This window comes from Micromonospora sp. CA-248089 (assembly GCF_050948515.1).
Classification (GTDB): domain Bacteria; phylum Actinomycetota; class Actinomycetes; order Mycobacteriales; family Micromonosporaceae; genus Micromonospora.
The window spans coordinates 5299053-5323366 of record NZ_CP192016.1 but is presented as its reverse complement, the minus strand read 5'-3'; the positions used below and the strand labels follow the sequence as shown (position 1 = coordinate 5323366).

General features: G+C 72.0%; 20 protein-coding genes. 11 read left to right on the top strand and 9 right to left on the bottom strand.

Annotated features, from left to right (window positions below; translation table 11 throughout):
* Window positions 1-208 precede the first annotated feature (208 nt).
* The 6 genes from ACQP26_RS24905 (at window position 209) to ACQP26_RS24880 (ending at window position 6034) form a co-directional block, all read left to right on the top strand.
* A complete protein-coding gene (locus tag ACQP26_RS24905) occupies window positions 209-1273 on the top strand; it encodes an alpha/beta fold hydrolase (RefSeq protein WP_433494150.1) in 1065 nt (354 codons plus the stop codon).
* Window positions 1274-1396: 123 nt separating this feature from the next.
* Entirely contained in the window at window positions 1397-3187 is a 1791-nt protein-coding gene (locus ACQP26_RS24900; protein WP_269704380.1) for a 3-hydroxyacyl-CoA dehydrogenase family protein, read from the top strand.
* Between the two features lie 41 nt (window positions 3188-3228).
* Window positions 3229-3723, top strand: coding sequence for a SigE family RNA polymerase sigma factor (locus ACQP26_RS24895; RefSeq protein WP_433494149.1), 495 nt, complete (start codon window positions 3229-3231; stop codon window positions 3721-3723).
* Window positions 3720-4763 (top strand): hypothetical protein, encoded by a 1044-nt coding sequence (locus ACQP26_RS24890; RefSeq protein WP_433494148.1) that lies wholly within the window; start codon window positions 3720-3722, stop codon window positions 4761-4763. The genes ACQP26_RS24895 and ACQP26_RS24890 overlap by 4 nt, the downstream gene beginning before the upstream one ends.
* Before the next feature lie 61 nt (window positions 4764-4824).
* Window positions 4825-5157, top strand: coding sequence for a hypothetical protein (locus ACQP26_RS24885; protein ID WP_269704382.1), 333 nt, complete (start codon window positions 4825-4827; stop codon window positions 5155-5157).
* A gap of 67 nt (window positions 5158-5224) precedes the next feature.
* Window positions 5225-6034 carry an alpha/beta hydrolase gene (locus tag ACQP26_RS24880; RefSeq protein ID WP_433494147.1) on the top strand — a complete coding sequence of 270 codons (810 nt, stop codon included), beginning with the start codon at window positions 5225-5227 and terminating at the stop codon, window positions 6032-6034.
* Between the two features lie 4 nt (window positions 6035-6038).
* Here the strand turns inward: ACQP26_RS24880 and ACQP26_RS24875 are convergent, their stop codons facing one another.
* The 6 genes from ACQP26_RS24875 to mce all read right to left on the bottom strand — a co-directional run bounded on the left by ACQP26_RS24875 (window position 6039) and on the right by mce (window position 14406).
* Window positions 6039-7289, bottom strand: coding sequence for an AI-2E family transporter (locus tag ACQP26_RS24875; RefSeq protein WP_433494146.1), 1251 nt, complete (start codon window positions 7287-7289; stop codon window positions 6039-6041).
* Between the two features lie 209 nt (window positions 7290-7498).
* Window positions 7499-9556, bottom strand: a complete 2058-nt coding sequence (locus tag ACQP26_RS24870; RefSeq protein ID WP_433494145.1) for a hypothetical protein — start codon at window positions 9554-9556, stop codon at window positions 7499-7501.
* A gap of 172 nt (window positions 9557-9728) precedes the next feature.
* Window positions 9729-10979, bottom strand: a complete 1251-nt coding sequence (locus ACQP26_RS24865; RefSeq protein ID WP_269704386.1) for a DivIVA domain-containing protein — start codon at window positions 10977-10979, stop codon at window positions 9729-9731.
* 263 nt (window positions 10980-11242) lie between these two features.
* Window positions 11243-12598 (bottom strand): crotonyl-CoA carboxylase/reductase, encoded by a 1356-nt coding sequence (gene ccrA, locus ACQP26_RS24860; RefSeq protein ID WP_269707010.1) that lies wholly within the window; start codon window positions 12596-12598, stop codon window positions 11243-11245.
* 301 nt (window positions 12599-12899) lie between these two features.
* Window positions 12900-13808, bottom strand: coding sequence for an IS5 family transposase (locus ACQP26_RS24855; protein WP_433494144.1), 909 nt, complete (start codon window positions 13806-13808; stop codon window positions 12900-12902).
* A gap of 133 nt (window positions 13809-13941) precedes the next feature.
* Window positions 13942-14406, bottom strand: coding sequence for a methylmalonyl-CoA epimerase (gene mce / locus ACQP26_RS24850; protein ID WP_194800614.1), 465 nt, complete (start codon window positions 14404-14406; stop codon window positions 13942-13944).
* Between the two features lie 63 nt (window positions 14407-14469).
* On the opposite strand from mce, the gene ACQP26_RS24845 reads away from it, so the two are divergent.
* From ACQP26_RS24845 to ACQP26_RS24825, 5 genes are all read left to right on the top strand, one after another.
* On the top strand, window positions 14470-15663 hold the full coding sequence (locus tag ACQP26_RS24845; RefSeq protein WP_194800615.1) for an acetyl-CoA C-acetyltransferase: 1194 nt from the start codon (window positions 14470-14472) through the stop codon (window positions 15661-15663).
* Between the two features lie 12 nt (window positions 15664-15675).
* On the top strand, window positions 15676-16677 hold the full coding sequence (meaB, locus tag ACQP26_RS24840) for a methylmalonyl Co-A mutase-associated GTPase MeaB (protein ID WP_433494143.1): 1002 nt from the start codon (window positions 15676-15678) through the stop codon (window positions 16675-16677).
* A gap of 189 nt (window positions 16678-16866) precedes the next feature.
* The gene (locus ACQP26_RS24835) at window positions 16867-17265 is read left to right on the top strand and encodes an Asp23/Gls24 family envelope stress response protein (RefSeq protein ID WP_269704387.1); all 399 of its coding nucleotides are present in this window, start codon (window positions 16867-16869) and stop codon (window positions 17263-17265) included.
* 157 nt (window positions 17266-17422) lie between these two features.
* Entirely contained in the window at window positions 17423-18139 is a 717-nt protein-coding gene (locus tag ACQP26_RS24830; protein WP_433494142.1) for a FadR/GntR family transcriptional regulator, read from the top strand.
* A 191-nt stretch (window positions 18140-18330) separates the two neighbouring features.
* Entirely contained in the window at window positions 18331-19788 is a 1458-nt protein-coding gene (locus ACQP26_RS24825) for a P1 family peptidase (RefSeq protein WP_433494141.1), read from the top strand.
* Window positions 19789-20493: 705 nt separating this feature from the next.
* Here ACQP26_RS24825 and ACQP26_RS24820 read toward each other — a convergent pair.
* The 3 genes from ACQP26_RS24820 to ACQP26_RS24810 all read right to left on the bottom strand — a co-directional run bounded on the left by ACQP26_RS24820 (window position 20494) and on the right by ACQP26_RS24810 (window position 24191).
* Complete coding sequence (locus tag ACQP26_RS24820) at window positions 20494-22014, bottom strand: ABC transporter substrate-binding protein (protein WP_433494140.1); 1521 nt, start codon at window positions 22012-22014, stop codon at window positions 20494-20496.
* A 124-nt stretch (window positions 22015-22138) separates the two neighbouring features.
* The gene (locus tag ACQP26_RS24815) at window positions 22139-23095 is read right to left on the bottom strand and encodes a formylglycine-generating enzyme family protein (protein ID WP_433494139.1); all 957 of its coding nucleotides are present in this window, start codon (window positions 23093-23095) and stop codon (window positions 22139-22141) included.
* A 7-nt stretch (window positions 23096-23102) separates the two neighbouring features.
* Window positions 23103-24191: a 3-isopropylmalate dehydrogenase gene (locus ACQP26_RS24810; RefSeq protein ID WP_269704392.1), complete on the bottom strand. Its 1089-nt coding sequence runs from the start codon at window positions 24189-24191 to the stop codon at window positions 23103-23105.
* Window positions 24192-24314: the final 123 nt, after the last annotated feature.

Here is a 24314-nt window from a genome sequence, read left to right as displayed (position 1 = left end):
GTCCCGTCGATCATGAAGTTGGCGGCGACAAATCGGACGCAGAACGCCGCCAACTTCATGATCGACGCGGTTGGCGCGGGCGGGGCGCGGCGCGGGCGGGGCGCGGCGGGGGCGGGGGTGAGGGCCGGCGGGGCCGCCATCTTCGGGGGGCCTGCTGTGTCTGTGGGGCACATGGACCGGGGGCGGGCGTGCGTGTCAGCATGCGCGGATGCGCAGCGCACGGCACATGGTCCAGGCCAACGGCATCACCCAGGCGGTCCGCGTGGCCGGTCCACCAGACGGCGTACCGGTGCTGCTGGTGCACGGCAACGTCTCCTCCTCCGCGTTCTGGGAACCGCTGCTGGCCCGGCTGCCGGAGACGCTGCGGGTGGTCGCCCCCGACCTGCGCGGCTACGGCGAGACCGACACCGCGCCCGTCGACGCGACCCGAGGGCTGGACGACTTCGCCGACGACGTGGCCGCGCTGCTGGCCGTCCCGGGGCTGTTCGCGCCCGGCGCCCGGCCGGTGGTGGCGGGGCACTCGCTGGGCGGCGGCGTGGCGATGCGGCTGCTCGTCGGCCACCCGGAGCGGGTCGCAGGGCTGCTGCTGGAGGCGCCGGTGTCCCCGTACGGCTTCGGCGGCACCCGGGACCTCGACGGCACTCCGACCACGCCCGACTTCGCCGGCACCGGCGCCGGTGGCGCGAACCAGGACTTCGTAGCCCGGCTCGCCGCCGGTGACCGGAGCGCGGACGGCCCGACCAGCCCGCGCGCGGTGCTGCGTGCCGCGTACGTGGCCGACCCGGCGTCCCTGGGCGACGACGAGGACCTGCTGCTGGAGAGCATGCTGACCACCGCCACCGGGGACGACAACTACCCGGGCACCGCTGTGGCCTCGCCGCACTGGCCGGGGACCGCCGCCGGGCCGCGCGGCGTGCTCAACGCGCTGGCCCCGGCCCACTTCCGGATCGCCGACGAGCTGGTCGCCGTGCCGGTCAAGCCGCCGGTGACCTGGGTACGCGGCGACGCCGACGTGATCGTCTCGGACACCTCGCTGTTCGACCTGGCGTACCTCGGTCAGCTCGGTGTGGTGCCCGGCTGGCCGGGCGAGGCCCAGTGCCCGCCGCAGCCGATGGTGGGGCAGACCCGCGCGGTGCTGGACCGGTACGCGGCGGCCGGCGGGACGTACCGCGAGGTGGTGCTGCCCGGCTGCGGGCACAGCCCGCACCTGGAACGGCCGGCCGAGTTCGTCGCCGAGCTGCTGGCGCTGGTGGGGGAGAACGCCACCGGGTGAGGCGCGGTGCGTGAAATATCCCACGGCGTCTCGACAACACAGCGTCACGTGGCAGACTCCGGCGCATAACCTTAGCGGCCGTTCATGTCGCGGACGGCGGAGTCGAGCCAGGGGAGGCCGGTCGTGGCGCGGGAGTTCACCAGGGTGGGCGTGGTGGGTCTGGGCACCATGGGTGCCGGCATCGTGGAGGTGTTCGCCCGCAACGGCCTCGACGTCACAGCCGTGGAGATCTCCGACGCGGCGCTGGAGCGCGGCCGGGTCACGCTCACCGGCTCCACGGACCGGGCCGTGGCCAAGGGCAAGCTCGCCGAGGCCGAGCGGGACGCCCTGCTGGCGCGGGTCGACTTCCGGGTCGGGCTGGACGCGCTGCACGACGTGGACCTGGTGATCGAGGCGGTGCCCGAGCACCTGGACCTCAAGCAGCGGATTTTCGCCGAGCTGGACCGGGTCTGCAAGCCCGAGGCGATCCTGGCCACCAACACGTCCTCGCTGAGCGTCACCGAGATCTCCGTCGCCACCACGCGGCCCAACCAGGTCATCGGCATCCACTTCTTCAACCCGGCCCCGGTGATGAAGCTGGTCGAGGTGGTCCGCACGGTCGTCACCTCCGCCGACGTGGTCGCCGACGTGGAGGCGCTCTGCGAGCGGCTCGGCAAGGTCGACGTGACGATCAGCGACCGGGCCGGCTTCATCGCCAACGCGCTGCTGTTCGGCTATCTGAACCACGCGGTCGGCATGTTCGAGGCCCGCTACGCCACCCGCGAGGACATCGACGCCGCCATGAAGCTCGGCTGCGGCCTGCCGATGGGCCCGCTGGCGCTGATGGACCTGATCGGCCTGGACACCGCGTACGAGATCCTCGACACGATGTACCGGCGCGGTGGCCGGGACCGCCGGCACGCCCCGGCCCCGCTGCTCAAGCAGATGGTCACCGCCGGTCTGCTGGGCCGGAAGTCGGGTCGCGGCTTCTACACCTACGAGCGGCCGGGTTCGCCGAAGGTCGTACCCGACGAGTACACGCCGCTCGCCGCGGACGCCGCGCTCGCCGACGGCGCCCGCGCCATCGCGAAGGTCGGCGTGGTCGGCTCCGGCACCATGGCCACCGGCATCATCGAGGTGTTCGCCAAGGCCGGGTACGAGGTCATCTCGGTGACCCGGGGCGCGGAGAAGTCCGCGAAGGTCTGCGAGGCGGTCAAGACCTCGCTGAACAAGGGCGTGGTGCGGGGCAAGCTCAGCGAGACCGACCGGGACGACGCGCTCGGCCGGATCACCTGGTCCGCGACGCTGGAGCACCTGGCCGACGTCGACCTGGTGGTCGAGGCCGTGATCGAGGAGCTGAGCGTCAAGAAGGCGCTGTTCGCCAGCCTCGACGAGATCTGCAAGCCGGGCGTCGTGCTCGCCACCACCACCTCGTCGTTGCCGGTGATCGACGTGGCGATGGCGACCCAGCGCCCCGCCGACGTGGTCGGCCTGCACTTCTTCAACCCGGCGCCGATCATGCCGCTGGTGGAGATCGTGCAGACCATCCGCACCTCCGGCGAGACGTCGGCCACGGCCCGCGCGGTCTGCGCGAAGCTCGGCAAGACCGGCGTGGTCTGCGGCGACCGGTCCGGCTTCATCGTCAACGCGCTGCTGTTCCCGTACCTGAACGACGCGGTGAAGATGCTGGAGGCCAGCTACTCGACCGCCGACGACATCGACTACGCGATGAAGCTCGGCTGCGGCTACCCGATGGGCCCGTTCGAGCTGCTCGACGTGGTCGGCCTGGACGTCTCGCTGGCCATCCAGCGGGAGCTGTACCTGGAGCTGCGCGAGCCCGGCTTCGCCCCGGCGCCGCTGCTGGAGCACCTGGTCACGGCCGGCTACCTGGGCCGCAAGTCCGGCCGCGGGTTCCGCGACCACACCCGGCGCTGACCGCTGTCAACAGCCGGGCCCGGTGACGGCGTCTTCGGGGTGTGACCTTCGAGGAGTACGTCGGCAGCCGCGGCCCGGCTCTGTTGCGTCTGGCCCGGCTGCTCACCGGTGACGCGCACCGGGCCGAGGACCTGACCCAGGACGTGCTGGCGCGCGCGTACGTGCACTGGCGGAAGATCGCCCGGGCCGACCGGCCCGACGTGTACGTGCGCCGGATGCTCGTCAACGCGAACACGTCCTGGTGGCGGCGGCGATCCAGCCGTGAGCTGGCGATCGACACGTTCGCCGACCGGCCCGAACGCGGCGACCTGAGCGGCGAGGCGGCCGATCGGGACGAGATGTGGCGGATGATCCGTGCCCTCCCGGACTGCCAGCGCACCGTGCTGGTGCTGCGCTACTACGAGGATCTGGACGACGCCACGATCGCCCAGATCCTCGACTGCTCCCCGGTCACCGTCCGCACCCACGCGATGCGGGCGCTCGCCCACCTCCGGGAGCGCTGCGGCGTCCCGATGACCAAGGGGAGCCGGCCGTGACCGACCTCGACCAGCGGATCACCTCGGTGTTGCGGGAGCACACCGAGGACGCCGTGGACATCGACCGGCTGACCGCCCGGGCGGTGGCGGGTGGCCGCCGTCGGCTACGCCGTCGTCGGTCGGTGCTCGGTGGAGGGCTCGCCCTGGTCGCGCTGCTCGGCGGCTTGGCCGTCGTCCCTGGCCTGCCGGGCGTGGACCGGCCGTTCACCGGTCCGGCCGTCGGATCCGGGCCGGTGCCACCGGTGATGCGGGCCGAGCCGGGAGCGGCGGCCGCGCCGGAGGCCGTCGGCACCGACACCGGGGTGCTGCACTTCGGCGTCGACACCACCCGGGCCCGCTACCTGCGCTGGGAGACATGGCGGGACGTGGAGAGCATCCGGCTGGACGTCGGCGGCGGGCGGATCGTCACGGTAGAGCTGGCGCGCTCGGCCGAATCGCTACGGCAGTACACCGCCGAGGGGGTGCCCTTCGACGTCAGCGTGTTCGCCGAGGAGGCGGCGTTCGACGGCAGCACCAGCGGCCTGACCGTCGACGGGCTGACGATCCGGGTGCGGCAGTGGAAGCCGGTGCCCGGCCTGTACGCGCGGGCAAGTACGTCGGGCCAGCCGGACACGGCGCTGACCACCGCGGTGGAGGCGCTGCGGCTGAACGAGGCCCGCCGGTGTGGCGCCCCCGTCCGCCCCACGAGCCTGCCGGACGGGGCCCGCGTCGTGGGCTGCCGGGTCGACGTGAGCGGTTTCCCGCGGCTGGTGACCGCTCGGTTCGTCATCACCGGCCCCGTCACCCAGGAGATGGCCGTCTCCTACCGGTACGCGGCCGAGGCGTCGACCTCGACTGCGGGCGCCAACATGGAGATCAACGGGCGGCCCGCGCGCCTCTACGCCGCATACGGCCGGATCGAGCTGCTCGGTCTGCCGAAGGCGCACCTGCTCGCCGAGTACGGCTGGCCGCACAACGGGTTCGACGAACGCGACGCGGCGCTCGTGCTGGGTGGCGTCCAGGTGGCGCCGGACCCGACCCGTCCGGAGACCTGGGACTGAGCGGTCGTCCGCCGGCCGGCCGGCCGACCCGGGCCGGTCCGGCCGGCGGACCGTACGCTTGGTGACCGTGAGCCCCCGTCGCAACCGCCCTCGCCGGGACGACATCGCCGCCGTGGACGCCGAGCGTGCCCGCCACGGCGTGCCGACCGTGCAGCAGTGGCGCGACGGCGAGTGGCAGATACGCGCGATCAGCGGCGGCGCGTCGGTCAAGACGTACCGCTGTCCCGGCTGTGACCAGGAGATCCGCCCCGGCGTGGCGCACCTGGTGGCCTGGCCGGCCGACGACCGGGGTGACCTGACGGATCGCCGCCACTGGCACTCCGGCTGCTGGCGGGCCCGGGACCGGCGCGGGCCGAACCTCCAGCGCGGCCGGGGCGCCCCGCGCTACGGCTGAGCGATCTGGATCACCAGGTTCCCGTCCCACTGGGCGGCGGGGCCGCCGACACGGGAGACTGGAAGACGTGAGCACTCCGATTCGCGCGTCGTCGATCCTGCCCGGCCGCCGGGAGGACATCGAGCTGCACACCGCCGACGGGCTGACGCTCGTCGGCGAGCTGGCCCGGCCGCTGGACCGCGAACCGGCCGCCACACTGGTCTGCCTGCACCCGCTGCCCACGCACGGCGGGATGATGGACAGCCACGTGTTCCGCAAGGCGGCGTGGCGGCTGCCCGCGATGGCCGCCCTGGCCGTGCTCCGGTTCAACACCCGGGGGACCAGCAGCGTCCGCGGCACCAGCGAGGGCGCGTTCGACGGCGCGGTCGGCGAGAAGTTCGACGTGGCCGCCGCGATCGAGTACGCCGAGTTCCACGAGCTGCCGAACATCTGGCTGGTCGGGTGGTCGTTCGGCACCGACCTGGCGCTGAAGTACGGCTGCGACCCGGCGGTGGCCGGCGCGATCCTGCTCTCGCCCCCGCTGCGCTACTCCGCTCCGGAGGACCTGGCGGTGTGGGCCGAGACGGGCAAGCCGCTCACCGCGCTGGTCCCCGAGTTCGACGACTACCTGCGCCCGGAGGAGGCCCGGGAGCGCTTCGCCGCCGTGCCGCAGGCCGAGGTGGTGGGCGTGGACGGCGCCAAGCACCTCTGGGTCGGCGACGCGGAGAAGGTGCTGGACGAGATCGTCCGGCGGGTCGCGCCCGGCGTACCGCTGCCGCTGCCGACCACCTGGGACGGCCCGATGGAGACCGGCGACGTCAGCGCGTACGCCGACCGCACCGTCGCCGCGTTCGCGGACACCCCGGTGCCCGGCCCGGCCCAGCGGCGCGCCGAGTGACGGCTCAGCGGGCGTCCTGGCGCGGTAGCACCACCTCGCGCAGGATCAGCTGCAACGCCGCCACCGTGGGGATCGCGATGAGCGCGCCGACGACGCCCAGCAGCGCCACCCCGAGCAGCGCGGCGAGCAACGCCGCCACCTCGTTGACCGCGACCGCCCGGCGCATGATCTTCGGATAGATCAGGTAGTTCTCCACCTGCTGGTAGAGCACGAAGAACACCAGGCAGGCGATGCCCACCGGCAGGTCCGTGGCGAGCCCGACGAGCGTGACCACCACCGCGCCGAGCGTCGCGCCGATCTGCGGGATCAGGTCGGTCACCGCGACCACCACGGCCAGGGCGAACGGGTACGGCAGGCCGACCGCCAGCGCGAACACGAACGTGCTCACCCCGGCCAGCACCGCGATGGCCAGTGCCCCGACCATGTACGCGCCGACCCGGGTCAGGATCTCGTCGCCGATCAGCCGGACCCGCTCCCGGCGCGAGCGCGGCGCCATCGCGTACCCGAGTTCGCGCATCTTGTCGAAGTACGCCAGGAAGTAGATCGTCAGCACCAGCACGGTGAGCAGGCGGAAGATCGTCCCGAAGATCAGCTGCGCGCCGCCGAGCACACCGCCGAGCGCCCGCCCGATCGTGTCCGCGTTCGCCGCCGCCTGGACCCGCTCCATCACGTCGTACCGGATCACCAGGTCGTTGACGGTGGGGTTGCGGCGCAGCTCCTCGACGTACCCGGGCAACTGCTGGACGAACTGGCCGGACTGGGTCACCACCGGCGGTACCAGCGCCAGCAGCCCGGCGACGATCAGCAGCAGCAGGGTCAGCGTCACCACCGCCACCGCCAGCCCGCGCGGCAGGCCCCACTTGCGCAGCCGGACCACCGCCGGGTGCAGGCCGACCGCGAGGAACAGCGCGATCACCACGAGCACCAGGATGCCGGCGGCGTTGCGGATGCCCAGGAACAACGCGTACGCGAGCAGCACGCCGAGCGCGCCGGTGAACCCGACCAGGAAGGCGCTGCGCCGCAGCGGGCGTCCCGGTACGCCGAAGCGCCCGCTCGGCTCGAACTCACCCGGCTCGACCTCGGCCGGCCGTTCGCTGCTCGTGTCCTTGCCGGTCCGCGGGTGCCCCGCGGTGCGCGTGGTCTCGTTCGCGGTGCGCGTGGTGTCGTTCGCGGGCTTCGCCGCGCCGGTGGAGGAGCCGGAGGTGTTTCCGTCCGCGGCCTCGTCGTCCCGGGCGGCGGATCCCTCCTGCGACACCGTGCCTCCCCGCTGCCCGGCTCGCCCGCCGGTGACGTCCACGGCCGCCGCGCGGCCCTCTGCCCGGAGGGTAGTCGCCACCGCCCGCCCTGGGCCATACCATCACCGCTACCCGCCGCCTCAGCCGTCCGGCGGGTCGGGGAGTGGCGTGGTCCGGGCGGGCCGGATGCCGCCACTTCGGCGAAGTGGCGGCATCCGGAGGCGGTGGATCAGTCCTTGTCGACGGTCACCGTGCTGGGCTTGGCGCTGCGCTCGTCGGTGGTCGGCTTGGTCGGGCGCTTGCCGTTCTCGCCGGTGCTGGTGATCTTCGTCGGGGTGGCGCCCCGGCCGCCCTCGCCCGGCACCGCGGCCACCGTGGGCTCACCGTCCACGCCCGCGCCGGCGGGGGAGTCCATGGTGGTGACCGGTTCGCCGACCGGCTTCGCCTTGCCCGCCTCCGCCGGCGCGGCGTCGCCCTTCGCCGCTGCGGCGCCATCGGGGACGGGAGCGGCGGCACCCTTCGCTGCCACCGGCGCACCGCTGCCGACCGGGGCGTCTGCGGGCTCGTCGCCGTCGTCGGTGCCCCGGCCGGAGGCGGCGGTGGCGAGCTCGTCCGGGTCGACAGGGGTGGCCGCGATCCCGGCCGAGTCGGCGTCGCGCCGCAGGTCGGTGAGCCGGCGCTGCAGGTCGTCGGACTCCTGCCGCGACTTCCACGTCTCGGTACGCAGGTCGGCCAGCTCCTGCTGGGCCTTGGCGATCTCCAGCATCACGCCGGCGAGCTGCTGCCGGCCGGCGGCCACCTCCTGCTGGGTCGAGGCCAGGTGCTGCTGGGTGGTGGCGAGGTGCTGCTGGGTCGTGGCCGCGTACTCCTCGAACTGGCGGCGCGAGGCCGCGACGTGCTCGTCGGCCTTGCGGCGCTGCGCGGTGGCGTCCGCCTCGGCGCGGCGCAGCAGCTCGGCGGCCTCCAGCTCGGCCTGCTGCCGCATGCTCAGCGCGTCGGCCTCGGCGGCCTCCCGGACGCCGGCGGCGGTGCGCTCGATCTCGTCGCGCCGCGTGGTGTACGCCTGCTCCAGTTCCTCCTGCCGCTTGGCGTGCTGCTTGTCCAGCTCGTCGCGGCGCTTGGCGAACTCCTGCTCGGCGGCGGCCCGGCGCTGGGCCAGCTCCTTCTCCGCGCTGTCCCGCCGCTCGGTGACCTCCTCCTCCACCCCGGCCCGCCACGCGCCCAGCTCCTGCTGGGTCTGGGCGCGGGCCTGCTGCACGTACGCCTCGGTCTCGGTGCGCATGCGCTGCACGTACGCCTCGACCTCGGCGCGGTTGCGCTTGCCGGCCTCGGCGGCCTCGGTGGTGAGCCGGTTGGCTTCGGTGCGGGCCCGGCCGCGGGTGGCCTTGGCGGCCTCCTCCGCGTCGTCCACGATCTTCTTGGCCTCGGCCAGCGCCTTGGCGTGCGTGGCCCGGCCGGCCTCGGCGGCGGCGTCGGTGAGCCGCTTGGCCTCCTGCTGGCCCTTGGCGTGCACCTCCTTGGCGGCCTCGCGGAGCTGGCTCGCCTCCTGCTGGGCCTTCGCCAGCGCCTCCTTGGCCGCCTCGCGCAGCCGGGCGGCCTCCTGCTGGGCCCGGGCGTGGATCTCCTTGGCGGTGTCGCGGAGCTGGGTGGCCTCCTGCTGGGCCTTCGCCAGCGCGTCCTGGGCGGTCCGGCGCAGCTTCTCAGCCTCGTCCTGGGCGGCCGTCCGCAGCTTCGTCGACTCGTCCTGCGCGGCCTTGCGCAGGTTCGCGGACTCGTCCTTGGCGGCCTTGAGGGTGGCCTCGGCCTCGGCCTTGCGGGCGGCGGTGTGCCGCTCCTCCTCGGCCCGGCGGGCGGCCAGCGCGATCTCGAAGTCCTTCAGCGCCTGGGCGGCCTGCTCCCGGGCCTCCTCGACGATGTGCTCGGCGGCGGCGCGGCGGGCCTCGATCTCCTCGTTGGCGGCGGCCAGGATGTCGTCGGCCTGCTCCTCGGCCATGGTGAGGATCTGCTCGACGCGCGGACCCAGGTGGCGGAACGACGCCCGGTCCACCACCGCCGCCTGCTTGCGCACCTGGGCCAGGTCGCGCTGGAGCACCTCGACCTGACCGGCCAGCTTGTGGATCTGGGTGTACGCCTGTTCGCGCTCGGTGGTCAACGCCGCGATCTCGTGCTCCGCGCGAGCGACGTAGCGGTCGACCTGTCGTTTCTCGTACCCCCGCAGGGCGGACTCGAAGCTGGGCTCCGTCGTCACGTCCCCGCCGAGCGCGAACAGTTCCTCGCCGTGCGACATGACCCCATCCTCACACGCATCCGGGTCTGCGGGGGCGATACGGACGCCCCTTCTGGGAGCTACTTCACCCTCCTGGCGAAACGGGCCGCACAAGCATGACGGCGCGGGGCGACACCGGTCACCCGGCGTCACCCCGCGCCGTGGCTCATGCCCCCGACAGCGGGTGTAACGGTCAGCCGGCCGACTCGGCCGTCACCTTCTGCCCGGAGGCGTCGGCCTTCGGCGCCTCGGCCTTGCCGCCGGCCGGCACGCCCGGCACGATGCCGGCCAGGCCGGACAGCATCTGCCCGAGCTGCGAGGTGACCGCGTCCTTCTGGCGGGTCAGGTCCTCGACCTCGCGGCGGGCCGCCTGGGTGGTCAGCTCGGCCTCGGTGCGGGCCTCGTTGAGCACCCGCTGCGCCTCGGCGCGCGCCTCGTTGAGGGTCTTGTCGGCCAGGGCCTTGGCCTTGTCGACGGTCTCGTTCGCGGTGCGCTCGGACTCGACCCGGCGGGCCTCGGCCCGCTGCTCGATCTCCTTGGCGCGCTCCTGCGCCGCGCGGGCCCGCTGCTCGGCCTCGTTGACCAGCTTCTGGGTCTGCGAGACCTGGGCGGCGTGCCGCTCCGACTCCTCGCGCTCGGCCTTCTCCCGCCGCTCGGCGAGCTGGAGCTCCAGGGCCTGGAGATCCTTGTCGCGCTTGTCGCGCGCGTCGGTGAGCAGCTTGGTCGCCTCGGCCCGCTTCTCCTCGGCCTCCCGGGCGGCCTTGGCCCGCTGCTGGGTGATCTCCCGCTCGGCGGTGGCGCGCAGCGTGGCGACCTCCCGCTCGACCGTCGACTTCAGCTCGGCCACCTCGTGCGCGGTGACCGTACGCAGCTGCTTGGTCTCCCGGTCGGCGTCGGCGCGCAGCGTGTCGGCCTCGCGGCGGGCCTGCACCCGGACCTCGGCGGCCTCCCGCTCGGCGGCGGTACGGACGCTGCCGGCCTCGCGCTCGGCGGTGGCCTTCATGGCGGCGGCCTCGGCGCGGGCCTTGTCGGTGATCTCGCGCGCCTCGAGGCGGGCGGCGGAGAGGATGCCCTCCGACTCGCGCTTGGCCTCGTTGCGGTGGTCGTTCGCCTGCTCCTCGGCCAGCCGCAGGATCTGCTCGACGCGAGTGCCCAGGCCGGACAGGGTCGGCCGGCTGTTCTCCTCGAGCTGCTTGTTGGTCTCGGTGAGCTTCTGCTCGAGCGCGCTCTGGCGCTGCTCGGCCTGCCGCAGGCGGCGCTGCGCGTCGTTCATCCGCTGCTCGGCCTCGGCGCGGGCCTGCTCGGACTGGCTCAGGGCGGCGCTGAGGCGGCCGATGAAGTCGTCGACCTGGTTGGTGTTGTAACCACGCAGGCCAACGGTGAAATCGGGCTGTGAGTTCGCGTTATCGAAGAACGCAAGAGGGGAGGACTGCTGCTGGGGCATTGGGACATACTGGCAGACGCCCCAGGGTGGTTCGCAAGAGCGGTCGGCACCTTTCGCGTCCTGTTTACATGGTCAACTCGGTCGGCCGGCGAGACCGGACCAATAGGCGATCTTGGCAGCTCCCGGGCGGGTCGGGCGGGTCGGGCTTCTGCGGGGAAGGCGGCGCACAAAGGGCCGCGGGTCGGTACCCGCGGCCCTTTGTGCGTACGTCGATCGAATGGTGCCCCGCTCGGCCGGAAAGGCAATCCGGGACGACCGTACGGTCAGTGACCGCGGAACCGGTTGATGGCGCTTTCGTGGCGCGAACGCATCTCGGTGTCGCGGACGCCGAGCCCGTCGGCGGGGGCGAGGCACCGCACGCCCACCTTGCCCTGGTGCGCGTTGCGGTGCACCTCGTACGCGGCCTGGCCGGTCTGCTCCAGCGCGTAGGTCTTCGACACGGTCGGGTGCACCTTGCCGAGCGCGACCAGCCGGTTGGCCTGCCACGCCTCGTGGTAGTTGGCGAAGTGGCTGCCGACGATGCGCTTGAGGTGCATCCACAGGTAGCGGTTGTCGTACTGGTGCATGTAGCCGCTGGTGGAGGCGCAGGTGACGATCGTGCCGCCCTTCTTGGCGACGTAGACGCTGGCGCCGAACGTCTCCCGGCCCGGGTGCTCGAAGACGATGTCCGGGTCCTCGCCGCCGGTCAGCTCGCGGATGCGCTCACCGAAGCGGCGCCACTCGTCCTGGTCCTGGGTCTGCTCGTCCTTCCAGAACGTGAACCCCTCAGCGGTGCGGTCGATGACCAGCTCGGCGCCCATCTTGCGGCACAGCTCGGCCTTCTCCGGCGAGGAGACCACGCAGACCGGGATCGCGCCGCCGTTGAGGGCCATCTGGGTGGCGTACCCGCCGAGGCCGCCGGACGCGCCCCAGATCAGCACCACGTCGCCCTGCTTCATGTTCGCGCCGTGGTGCGAGACGAGCTGCCGGTACGCGGTGGAGTTGACCAGCCCCGGGCTGGCCGCCTCCTCCCAGCTGAGGTGGCGCGGCTTCGGCATCAGCTGGTTGGCCTTGACGATCGCCAGCTCGGCCAGGCCGCCGAAGTTGGTCTCGAAGCCCCAGATCCGCTGCTGCGGGTCCAGCATCGTGTCGTCGTGGCCGGCGGAGTCCTCCAGCTCGACCGAGAGGCAGTGCGCGACCACCTCGTCGCCGGCCTTCCACTTGGTCACGCCGGGCCCGGTGCGCAGCACCACGCCCGCGGCGTCCGAGCCGACCACGTGATACGGCAGGTCGTGGCGGCGGGTCAGCTCGGAGAGCCGGCCGTAGCGCTGGAGGAACTTGAACGTGGGCAGCGGCTCGAAGATGCTGGTCCACACCGTGTTGTAGTTGATCGCGCTGGCCATCACCGCGACGAGCGCCTCACCCGGGCCCAGCTCGGGGGTGGGCACCTCCTGCACGTGCAGCGCCTTGCGCGGGTCCTTGTCGCGGGTGGCCATGCCCTCGAACATGCGGGTGTCCTCGGCGCGCACCACCACGCCCCGGTAGCTCTCCGGCACGGGCAGGCCGGCGAGGCCGGCGAGCTCCCGCTCCGGCTGCGACGAACCCTCCGCCGCCATGATCGCTTCGAGGATGTCCTGCACGGTGACCTCCCGTTTGTCCACACCCGCACGACGCGGGCAGGGGTGCTGCCATCGTCGGCGCCGGTGCGGCGGGACCGCCATGTCGGCAATCGACACATTCCGGCACCGGTCGCCGCTGCTGTTCGGGCGGACGTTACTGAACGGTAGCTAAAGCGGGAACCCCTCTGTGAAAAACTGCATCCACCAATGCGTGGAGGTGTCCGTGGGAACGTGCAAGTGCGCACTGCCGCGCGTGTTCCCACGTGTTAGGAAGGGCCCCTTCTTAACAGACGTCTGTTAAGTGAGTGTTTGAGATTCCGGCTCAGGTGTGGGTTGCCTGGGCCGGTTTCGTGTGTCGGGCCAGGCGGGTGACCATGACGTGGATCATGGCCCAGGTAACGAAGGCGGCGTGGCTGGCCGGTAGGCGTTCGTAGTCGCGGACGCAGCGGCGTTTCTTGCTGATCCAGGCGAAGGTGCGTTCGACGACCCAGCGGCGGGGCAGCACGACGAAGGTGTGTTGTCCGGGGAGTTTGTGGACCAGGTGCACGGTGAGGTCGAGGGCGTGGCGGGCCCAGGTGCTCAGGGTGCCGATGTAGCCGCCGTCTGCCCAGAGCAGGCGTAGGCGGGGGTGGAACAGCCGGGTGCGCCAGAGCAGGTCCCGGGCGATGGTGCGGTCGTTGACGTGCGCGCCGGTGATCATGACGGCCAGGAGTAGGCCCATGGTGTCCACGACGATGTGGCGTTTACGGCCGTTGACCTTCTTCGCCACGTCGAAACCGCGGCTGTGTCGGGGCACGGTGTCCGCGGCGCGCACCGACTGAGAATCGATCGCTCCGGCGCTGGGATGCGCGTGCCGTCCGGCGGCGGTACGGCACTGCTCCCGCAACCGGTCGTGCAGACGCATCAACGTGTGGTCATCGCGCCATCGAGCGAACCACCAGTACACCGTCCCCGGGGGCGGGAACTCCCGCGGCAGGGCCCGCCACGGACAACCGGTGCAGGCCACATACAAGATCGCCGTGACGATCGCCCGCATCGGATGCGACGGCGGCCGCCCCCGCCGACCGACCGACACCGGCGTGACCAGCGGCGCGATCAACGCCCACTGCGCATCGGTCAGATCACCGGGATACCGCCGCCGCACCGCCCGTTCCCGTTCCCGCCGCACCCGCTGCGACGGATAACGGCGGGGCGACGCGGACGGCGTGACAGTGATCGGGTACAACGTCATCAGAAGGCCCTCGGTATGGAAACGGTTGGCTCGACACCACCGGACCTACCGAGGGCCTTCCCTCACCTCAACCCAACACGCCGCCGCACCCCAAATCTCAAACACTCACTAAGAAGGGGCCCTTCCTTGCGCCTCAGGCGGGCTGGACCAGCTCGATCAGCACGCCGCCGGCGTCCTTGGGGTGCACGAAGTTGACCCGGGAGTCCGACGTGCCGCGCCGGGGTGCGTCGTAGAGCAGCCGGACGCCGCGCTCACGCAGCGCCGCGCAGGCCACGTCGATGTCCGCCACCGTGTACGCCACCTGCTGGATGCCGGGACCGCGCTTGTCCAGGAACTTGCCGATCGTGGTGTCCGGGGACAGCGGCGCGAGCAGCTGCACCATGCCGCCGGAGGCGTCCGGCCCGACCGCGAGCATCGCCTCGCGTACGCCCTGCTCGTCGTTGGTCTCGGTGTGCACGCAGCGCATCCCGAACGTGCGCTGGTAGAAGTCGATCGCGGCGTCCAGGTCGGCCACGGCGATCCCGACGTGGTCGATGCGGCGCAGGCCGATGTCTGTGACAAACTCGGCAGCGGGCTCGACGGGGGAGTTCTCAGCCATGACGCTAGTCTGACCGAACAATCGTTAAGGCGTACAGGTCGGCACCCCCCTCGGAGGCAGGCAATGGCTTCGGTGATCGTCAGCGGCGCGCGGACCCCCATGGGGCGCCTGCTGGGCAACCTCAAGGACCTCCCCGCGACCAAGCTCGGTGGCATCGCGATCAAGGCGGCCCTGGAGCGCGCCGGCGTCGCGCCCGAGCAGGTCCAGTACGTGATCATGGGCCAGGTGCTCCAGGCCGGCGCCGGGCAGATCCCGGCCCGGCAGGCGGCCGTCGAGGCCGGCATCCCGATGTCCACCCCGGCGCTGACCATCAACAAGGTCTGCCTCTCCGGGCTGGACGCGATCGCGCTCGCCGACCAGCTCATCCGGGCCGGTGAGTTCGACGTCGTGGTGGCCGGCGGCATGGAGTCGATGACGAACGCCCCGCACCTGCTGCTCGGTCAGCGCTCCGGCTACAAGTACGGCGACGTGACGGTCAAGGACCACATGGCCCTCGACGGCCTCACCGACGCCTGGGACTGCTGCTCGATGGGCGAGTCGACCGAGCGGCACGGCGCGAAGCACGGCATCACCCGCGAGGAGCAGGACGCGTTCTCCGCGGCCAGCCACCAGCGCGCCGCCGCCGCGCAGAAGAACGGCCACTTCGGCGACGAGATCACCCCGGTGGTCATCCCGCAGCGCAAGGGCGACCCGCTGGTTATCAGCGAGGACGAGGGCATCCGCCCCGACACCACCGCCGAGTCGCTCGGGAAGCTGCGCCCCGCCTTCACCAAGGACGGCACCATCACCGCCGGCAGCTCCTCGCCGATCTCCGACGGCGCCGCCGCCGTGGTCGTGATGAGCAAGGCCAAGGCCAAGGAGCTGGGCCTGACCTGGCTGGCCGAGATCGGCGCGCACGGCAACGTGGCCGGTCCGGACAACTCCCTGCACTCGCAGCCGTCGAACGCGATCAACCACGCCCTGAAGAAGGGCGGCCTGAGCATCGAGGACCTCGACCTCATCGAGATCAACGAGGCGTTCGCGGCGGTGGGCATCCAGTCCACCCGTGACCTCGGGATCAGCCCCGACAAGGTCAACGTCAACGGTGGCGCGATCGCGCTCGGCCACCCGATCGGCATGTCCGGCGCCCGCCTCGTCCTCACGCTCGCGATGGAGCTGAAGCGGCGCGGTGGCGGCACCGGCGCGGCGGCGCTCTGCGGCGGTGGCGGGCAGGGCGACGCGCTGATCATCCACGTCCCGAACGGCGCCGAGAGCTGATTGCTGATACCTGTGAACGATGCACAGAACGCCCCGGCGGCGGCCTCCGGCCCGGTGCGCCGCAGCCGGGACGTACCCATGCTGGTGGAACGGGCCCGCGCGGGTGACCCCCGCGCGGTGGCCCGCCTGATCACCCTGGTCGAGTCCGGCGACGAGGTGTTGCCGCAGGTTGCGGCGGCGCTCGCGCCGTACGCCGGGCACGCCCAGGTGGTCGGCCTGACCGGCTCGCCCGGCGTGGGCAAGTCGACCACCACGAACGAGCTGGTCCGGGCGCTGCGGGCGCGCGGGCACCGGGTCGGCGTGCTCGCGATCGACCCGTCCAGCCCGTTCACCGGCGGGGCGATCCTCGGCGACCGGGTCCGGATGCAGGACCACGCGACCGACCCGGGCGTCTACATCCGCTCGATGTCCAGCCGGGGCCACCTGGGCGGGCTCTCCGCCGCCACGCCGCAGGCGGTGCGCGTGCTGGAGGGCGCCGGCTGCGACGTGGTGCTCGTCGAGACCGTCGGTGTCGGGCAGGCCGAGGTGGAGGTGGCGTCGCTGGCCGACACCACGCTCGTGCTGCTCGCGCCGGGGATGGGCGACGCGATCCAGGCGGTCAAGGCCGGCATCCTGGAGATCGCCGACGTCTTCGTGGTCAACAAGGCCGACCGGGACGGTGCCGACGCGACGGTCCGCGACATCCAGGGCATGATCGCGCTGGGCGAGCGTGGGCCGGGGGAGTGGCGTCCGCAGGTGGTGCGCTCGATCGCCGCCCGTGCCGAGGGCATCGACGACATCGCCGCCGCGATCGACAAGCACCGCGACTGGCTGGAGCGCCACGGCGAGCTGCGCCGCCGCCGGGAGGCGCGGGCCGCCGCCGAGATCGAGGCCATCGCGCTGGGCGTCCTGCGCGCCCGGATCGGTTCCCTGCGCGACGGTACGCAGCTCCCGACGCTCGCGGCCAAGGTGGCCGAGGGCGCCATCGACCCGTACGCTGCGGCGGACGAGCTGCTCTCCCAGCTGGGCTCCTGACCCGCCCCCGCCCCGTCCGCCGCTCCCACCTGGCGGAACGCCAATCTCGCGTGACGGGAGGCGCTCCCGCAAAGCCCGCGATCTTGCGGTTGCGGCCCCGGTTGCGCCTGCTTCGCGGCTTCTGCCGGGGCCGTAACTCCATGATCGACGGCCGATGTACGCTCCCCCGGACGAGGGAGGGCGGGGCGCGTGGAGCACGACGCTACTCAGGAGCTGCCGGCGATGCACGAGACCGTGGCGGGCGGGAGCACTTCGGTCTCGGACGAGGTGGTCGAGAAGATCGCGGTGGCCGCCGCGAAGTCGGTGCCGGGCGTGGCCGAGCTGGGCGGCGACATCGCCCGCTTCTTCAACGCCGTGCTGGACCGGGTCGGGCTGGACCAGGTCGGGGACGCGCGGCGCGGCTGCTCGGCGCACGTCACCGACGGCTCGGCAGTGGTCAACCTCGTCCTCGTGATCGACGCCGGGTACCCGGTGCCGCAGGTGACGGGTGAGGTCCGGGCCGCGGTGGCGTCCGCGATCGAGGCGTACGGACTGCGCGCCGCCGAGATCAACATTCGTGTCGACGACGTGGCCATCGGCGCGAGCTGACGCGCTCGGCCGCCCGGCCTGCGCACTCGTCGTCGCGGGCGGGGGCTGACCACCGCACGGGTCGATGCACCGTACCGTTGTTCGCAGCGGCGCGAGGCCGCGGTGCGTCGGGAGGTTCGCCATGCCCAAGGGTGTCTCGTTCGCTCCAGTGCGCACCGTGAGGGCGTACGAGGGGATCGTCCGGCAGGTCGAGGAGCGGATCGCCGCCGGCGATCTGCGGCCGGGGGACCGGCTGCCCAGCGAGCGCGAGCTGACGACCCAGTTCGACGTGAGCAGGTCCACCGTGCGCGAGGCGCTGCGCGTGCTGGAGAGCAGCGGCCTGATCCGTTCCCGCCCGGGTGACCCCCTCGGGCCGCAGGTGATCGCCTCGACCGCCTCGGCGATGCGCAAGCTGTTCGCCCGGGTCGTGGACAGCCGGCGGCTCGGCGTGGCGGAGCTGCTCCAGTTCCGCATGATCATCGAATCGGCCGCCGGGTCGGTCGCCGCCCGGCTGGCGTCACCGTCCGAGTTGGACGAGTTGGAGCAGGCGCTGGCGGGCATGCGGGACGCGGTCGCCGACGGCTACGAAGCCTTCAGCGCGGCGGACGTCCGCTTCCACGAGCACGTCGCCCGGCTGTCCGGGAACGAACTGCTCGTGCTCTGCCTCGACGCGGTACGGAGCATGGTGCTGGACCTCATCTCCACCAAGCTCGCGCAGGCCCCGGATCCGGAGGCCCTGATGGAGCGCACCTTGGCACATCACCGGCGCGTCATCGACGCGATGCGGGCGGGCGAGGCCGACGAGGTGGCCCGGCTGACCCGCCAGGAGTTGCACCACTACTACGCCGAGTACGTGCCGGAGGCGCGGCGCTCGATGGTGGACGTATTGCTCTGAATCCGCCTGATGTGGCCTGACCTCGGCTTATCCGAGTCGGCCATCAGCTGAGCAGGCTCTTCCCTTCGACTGGTCTGACCAGTAGCCTCCCCCACATCTCGTCGTGTACCACGGGGGACCACCAGTTGCCCAATGCATCGACCGCCCCGGATCGGGGCGGAGGTCGCACCGCTTCACATGGGAGAAGCTGCATGAAGTCGTCCAGATTCGCCGCGTTCGCCGCGGCAGCCCTGGTCTGTCCGGGACTCGTGCTCGTCGGGTCGCCCGCGTCGGCCAACCCCGCCGCCGGTGCCCCGGGCGCCCACAACGCCATCACCGACGTCCCCGGCATCCAGGTCGGCCAGGTCCAGTCCGACACCGCTCCGTACCTGACCGGCACCTCGGTCGTCTACATGCCGCAGATGTCCGTGGCGAGTGTGGACCAGCGTGGTGGCGCCCCCGCCACCAAGGAGACCGACCTGCTCAGCCCGCTCAACTCGAACCCGGGCGTCAACGCGATCCAGCTCGGCGGCAGCAGCATGTACGGGCTGTCGGCCACCAACGGCATCATCCGCTGGCTCGAGGACCGCGGCGAGGGCGTACGCGTCGGCGCGGGCGGCGTGGCCCCGATCGTGCCGGCCGCGGACATCTTCGACCTCGGCCGCGGCGGTGACCCGAAGGCGCGTACCTCCGCCGAGTGGGGTTACCTCGCGGCGCAGGCCACCTCGGACGGCCCGGTCCGCCAGGGTGGCGTCGGCGGCGGCACCGGTGCCCGCGGCGGCGGCATGCGCGGCGGCGTCGGCACCGCGAGCGTCCACCTCGGCGACGGCATCTACGTCGGCGCGATGGTGATCGTGAACCCGGCCGGTTCCCCGGTGGACCCGGCCGACTGCACCCTGTACGGCGTCAAGTACGGCATCGGCGACGAGTTCGCCGGGTACAAGGCTCCCAAGAAGAAGGAGTGCAACCCGCCGACCCCGCCGGCCGCCGCCGCCGAGCAGCCGGCCAACACCACGATCGCCGTGGTGGCCACCAACGCTCCGCTGGAGAAGGCCGCCGCGCAGCGCATGTCCGGCAACGCGCACGACGGCATGGCCCGCGCGATCAGCCCGATCCACACCCTCGGCGACGGTGACACCGTGTTCGCGGTGTCCACCGGCAAGGGTGAGGCGCTCCAGATCAACGACCCGGCCGACAGCCGCCAGCTCAACGCCATCTTCAACGCCGGCGCCAGCACGCTCGCCCGTGCCATCGCCAAGGCTGTCCTCTCGTCCGAGAGCATCGGCAACACCACCAGCTACTGTGACCGCTACCCCTCGGCCTGCAAGGGCATGAAGCAGCTCAAGCAGTGGCGTACCCAGGGCAACGCGCCGGACGTGACGCCGGAGACCTTCGCCCAGGCGACCCAGGCGCTGGCCCAGACCCCGGTCCCCGCGCCGGCCGGTGCCGACAACGGCAAGGACAAGCCCAAGCCCAAGGCCGCCCCGGCGGGCAACACCACCCAGCAGGAGTCGCAGAACGGCATGGTTCTCGCCTCCGGTAGCACCGGTGGCCCGAGCGTCCCGACCGGCGTCACCACGGGCCTGCTGGCCGCCGCCATCCTCGGTGTCGGCCTGCTGGGGATGCACCTGCGGGGACGCCGCCGGGCACCCTCCGCCGGGCTCAGCTGACGCATACGCTGTCCCACCTCGCGCCGCAACAGTAGGCGCCTGACGAACGAGGCGGGTTCCGTCCACCAGGACGGGACCCGCCTCGCGTCGTTCCCAGCCCGCCGGTCCGCGCTTGATGTGACCGCCGATCTTGGAGTTGTGGCACCTCGCACAGCTCGCATACGGGGCATCCCAGGCGCCACAACTCCAAGATCGACGGAGCGTGGCGTTCTACACCGACTCACTCCGCAGCACGTCAGCTCCTGGCGTGTGGAGCGCGAGCGGGATTGCGCCGTCCCTTGGCAGCCACCTGTGCATCGCGCTGGCGCCGAGCGCAGGGGCCGCACCGCAGGGCTGGACGTGGTCGTCGGCCCGGGCGGAACACGTCCACCGCGGCTTAGCCCTCGCTCGGCAGTGCGTTGTGTCGACGCCCTGCGGTCCCGGACGCGCAGGGCTACACGCGGGCAGCACCTCGACTGCGTCAGTCCACTGCGCACCGATCACGGCTCCTCGGGCGTCCCCGGCCCTCCTAGCCCGTCGATCTTGCACCTGGTGCCCCGGCGAACGGGGTCAAATCCCCCGCGCCAGGGGCCGCAAGTGCAAGATCGCGGGGAGCGGGGAGCGGGGAGCGGGGAGCGGGGAGCGGGAAGCGGGGAGCGGGGAGCGGGAAGACGGAAGGACCTGGTGGGCGGAGCCCACCAGGTCCTTCCGTGTGCGTGGAACTGATTACTTCTTGGACACCTTGGTGACGTCGAAGGACTGGGTCACCGCGTCCTTCGGGTAGCCCTCGACGCCGTCGCGGATCACGGCCAGGTTCGGCAGCAGGAAGAGCCAGTCGCTGGCCGCCTCCTGCGAGATGACCTTCGCGGCCTCGGCGAACTTCTTGTCCCGGGTCGCCGCGTCCAGGGCCGTGTCGGCCTCGTTCATGAGCTGCGTGACGGCCGGGTTCTTGTAGCGGTAGTAGTAGTCGGGCTGGCCGTAGCGGACCAGGTCACGCGGCTCCACGTGGGCGATGATCGACAGGTCGTAGTTGGCCTTGCCGAGCACCTTGTCGAGCCACTGCGGCATCTCGACGTTGTTCTGGGTCACCTTGATGCCGACCTCGGCGAGCTGCGAGGCGACGAACTGCGCGGAGGCGCGGGCGTAGCCGGGCGGCGGGACGTCCATGGTCAGGGTGAGCCCGTTGGCGTGACCGGCGTCGGCGAGCAGCTGCTTGGCCTTGGCGGGGTCGTGCGGGAAGTCGCCGGTGCGGTCCTCGTACCACGGGTCGCTCGGCGGCACCATGCTGCCGATCTTCGTGCCGTAGCCGGACCAGACGGTCTTGATGAGGGCGTCGTGGTCGATCGCGTGGCGGATGGCCTGGCGCACCCGGACGTCGGCCAGCGGGCCCTTGCTGTTGTTCATCGCCATGACGACCTCACCGGTCGTCTTGCCCTCGACCACCTCGAACTGCTTGTTGCCCTTGAACACCTCGAGCAGCTGCGGCGCCTGGATGTTCGCCACGATGTCGAGCTGACCGGAGAGCATCGCGTTGTTCAGCGCGTTCGCGTCGGTGATGTAGCGGAAGACGGCGGTGGCGACCTTCGCCTTCTCGCCCCAGTAGCCGTCGTTGCGCACCAGCGTGATGCTGTCGCCGCGGTTCCACTTGTCGAACTTGAACGGGCCGGTGCCGTTCGGCTTCGTGCCCAGGTCGGTGGCGTTCTCCTTGAGGACCACGCCGACGCGGCCGGCGACGTCGAACAGCCAGCTCTGGCTGGGCCGCGACAGCGTCACCTCCACGGTGGACGCGTCCGGCGACTCGACGGTCTTCACGACTGTCATCTGGGACTTGAACGGGTTCGTCGAGCCCTCCGCGGTCACCCGCTTGAAGCTCCACACCACGTCCTGCGCGGTGAGCTTCTGGCCGTCGTGGAAGGTCACGTTGTCGCGGAGCTTGAACGTGTACTTGGTGCCGTCGTCGGACATCTTCCACTCGGTGGCCAGCAGCGGCTCCACCTCGCCGGTGTCCGCGTTCTGGCGCACCAGGCCCTCGTACACGTTGTAGAGCAGGACCTGCGGGATCGCGGCGCCGGCCTCGGCGGTCAGGTCGAGGCTCACCGGCTCGAGGTAGGCACCGAGGGTGACCGTACCGTTGCCGGAACCACCACCGCCGGTGGTGGTCTCCGAGTCACCATCGCTACTGCACGCGGTCAGAGCCAGCGCCGTGGCGAGCAGCACGGCGGGCAGCGTTATCTTCAGCCGATTCATTCGTGTGTCCCATCGCGAAGAACGCCAAGGGCGCTCGTAGCCTGTGAGGCGGGACACTATGAGCGTGGTACCCGATGCAAAAGGGCCAGTTCAGCGGGGTCGGCAGGTACCAATCAGCCGCCGGCTACCGGGCCACGCGGAACCCGGTGTTGCCACTCGAGGAGTCAACGGTGGTCCGACTCCGTGCTGCCACGCGGTATCTGTTGCAGTAGGAGTCGTGGCAGAGATACGAACCACCCCTGATGACGCTCTCACCTGGTGAGATGCGGCCTCGATGGTCGCGCCAGGGTTCGGCCGTGAGTTCCCAAACGTTGCCCGCGACGTCGTACAGGCCGTAGCCGTTCGGCGGAAACGCGGTCACCGGAGAGGTGCCCGCGAACCCGTCGTCCGCGGTGTTGACAGCGGGGAAGGTGCCCTGCCAGATGTTGCACAGGTGCCGCCCGCCCGGGGTCAGTTCGTCGCCCCAGGCGTAGCGGGCCTGGGACAGGCCGCCGCGCGCCGCGTACTCCCACTCCGCCTCGGCGGCCAGCCGGGTGCCGGACCACAGGCAGTACGCCTCGGCGTCCCGCTGGGAGACGTGCACGACCGGATGCTGCTCGCGTCCGCGTACGTCCGAACCGGGCCCGTCCGGGGCGGCCCAGTGCGCCCCCTCGACCGCCAGCCACCAGGGTGCGCCCGGCACCGTGGCGTCGAGTACCCACGAGCGTGCGGACGGCGCCAGCAGCAGGTGGAAGACGAACGACCAGCCGTACCGTTCCGCGTCCGTGCGGTAGCCGGTGGCGTCGACGAAGCGGGCGAACTGCCGGTTCGTCACCGGTGTCGCGGCGATCTCGAACGGCGCCACGGTCACCGGGCGGACCGGCCCCTCCAGATCCTCCGGGAAGCCCTCCGGATCGTCGGTGCCCATGAGGAAGGTGCCGCCGGGCAGCGCGATCAGGCCCTCCGTACCGGCGGGGCCGGCGCGGACGGCGCTCGGGCCGGACGTCGATCCGGCGGCGGCGGGCGGGCGTTTCGGCGCGCAACACGGCGACGGCGGAGGGCTTCCTCCGCCGTCGCCGTGTTCAGCCGATTCGGTGCTCACATCCGCGCTACGCCGGCAGGGCGTCCGCCTGGTACGCGCCCTCGCCGATGACGGCGGCGACCGCGTCGCCGAAGTCCTCGGTCGACATGCCCATCTCCGGCCCGCGCATGGCGCCCAGGCGCGGCAGCACCGCCTTCACGCCGTCCTCCAGGCTGCGGGCCGCCTCGGCGTGCCCCAGGTGCTCCAGCATCAGCGCGGCGCTGAGGATCGAGCCCGCGGGGTTGGCCCAGCCGCGGCCGGCGATGTCCGGCGCGGAGCCGTGCACCGGCTCGAACATGCTCGGCGCCGACCCGGTCGGGTTGAGGTTGCCGCTGGCGGCCAGGCCGAGACCGCCCTGCACGGCGGCGCCGAGGTCGGTGATGATGTCGCCGAACAGGTTGTCGGTGACCACCACGTCGAACCGCTCCGGCTGCGTCACCAGGTAGAGGCACATCGCGTCGACGTGGACGTAGTCCACAGCGATGTCCGGGTACTCCGCGGCGACCTCCTCGAAGGTCCGCTGCCACAGGTCACCGGCGTACGTGAGGATGTTCGCCTTGTGCACCAGGGTCACGTGCTTGCGGCGGGTCAGGGCCAGCCGGAAACCGTGCCGGATGAGGCGTTCGACCCCCTTGCGGGTGTTCACCGACTCCTGGGTGGCGATCTCGTCCGGCCCGCCCCGGTGGATGAAGCCGCCGGCGCCGACGTACGCGCCCTCGGTGTTCTCCCGCAGGATCACCAGGTCGCACTGCTCGGGGCGCAGGCCGCCGATGGGCGTGGGTACGCCGGGCAGCAGCTTGACCGGCCGCAGGTTCACGTACTGGTCGAACGCGGTCCGCAGGTGGATCACCAGGCCGCGTTCGAGCACGCCGGGCGGCACCGACGGGTCGCCGACGGCGCCGAAGAGAATGGCGTCCGCCTTGGCCAGTTCCTGCTCCACGTCCGGCGGTACGACCTGGCCGGTTATCCGCCAGTAGTCCGCGCCGAGTTCGTAGTCCTCCCAGACCAGGTCGATCCCGAACCGTCGGGCGGCGGCGTCGCACGCCTTGACCGCCTGCGCGGTGACCTCCGGTCCGATGCCGTCGCCGGGCACCAGCGCGATTCGCTGGGCGCTCATGAGTCCACCCCTGTCCGCGTGCAGGAGACCGTCACCTGCCATCGCCCGGCCAAGCGTGGCGGGAACGGGCCCTCCGCAACAGGTCCAGGTCTCCGGCTAGGCTGGTACCAGCGGGACGCACAG

Bases quoted from the DNA above. Each gene is read 5' to 3' on its own strand.
- ACQP26_RS24905 (WP_433494150.1), top strand. From the start codon at position 209: ATGCGCAGCGCACGGCACATGGTCCAGGCCAACGGCATCACCCAGGCG.
- ACQP26_RS24870 (WP_433494145.1), bottom strand. From the start codon at position 9,556: ATGTCGCACGGCGAGGAACTGTTCGCGCTCGGCGGGGACGTGACGACG.
- ACQP26_RS24865 (WP_269704386.1), bottom strand. From the start codon at position 10,979: ATGCCCCAGCAGCAGTCCTCCCCTCTTGCGTTCTTCGATAACGCGAAC.
- ACQP26_RS24855 (WP_433494144.1), bottom strand. From the start codon at position 13,808: ATGACGTTGTACCCGATCACTGTCACGCCGTCCGCGTCGCCCCGCCGT.
- mce (WP_194800614.1), bottom strand. From the start codon at position 14,406: ATGGCTGAGAACTCCCCCGTCGAGCCCGCTGCCGAGTTTGTCACAGAC.
- ACQP26_RS24845 (WP_194800615.1), top strand. From the start codon at position 14,470: ATGGCTTCGGTGATCGTCAGCGGCGCGCGGACCCCCATGGGGCGCCTG.
- ACQP26_RS24825 (WP_433494141.1), top strand. From the start codon at position 18,331: ATGAAGTCGTCCAGATTCGCCGCGTTCGCCGCGGCAGCCCTGGTCTGT.
- ACQP26_RS24820 (WP_433494140.1), bottom strand. From the start codon at position 22,014: ATGAATCGGCTGAAGATAACGCTGCCCGCCGTGCTGCTCGCCACGGCG.
- ACQP26_RS24810 (WP_269704392.1), bottom strand. From the start codon at position 24,191: ATGAGCGCCCAGCGAATCGCGCTGGTGCCCGGCGACGGCATCGGACCG.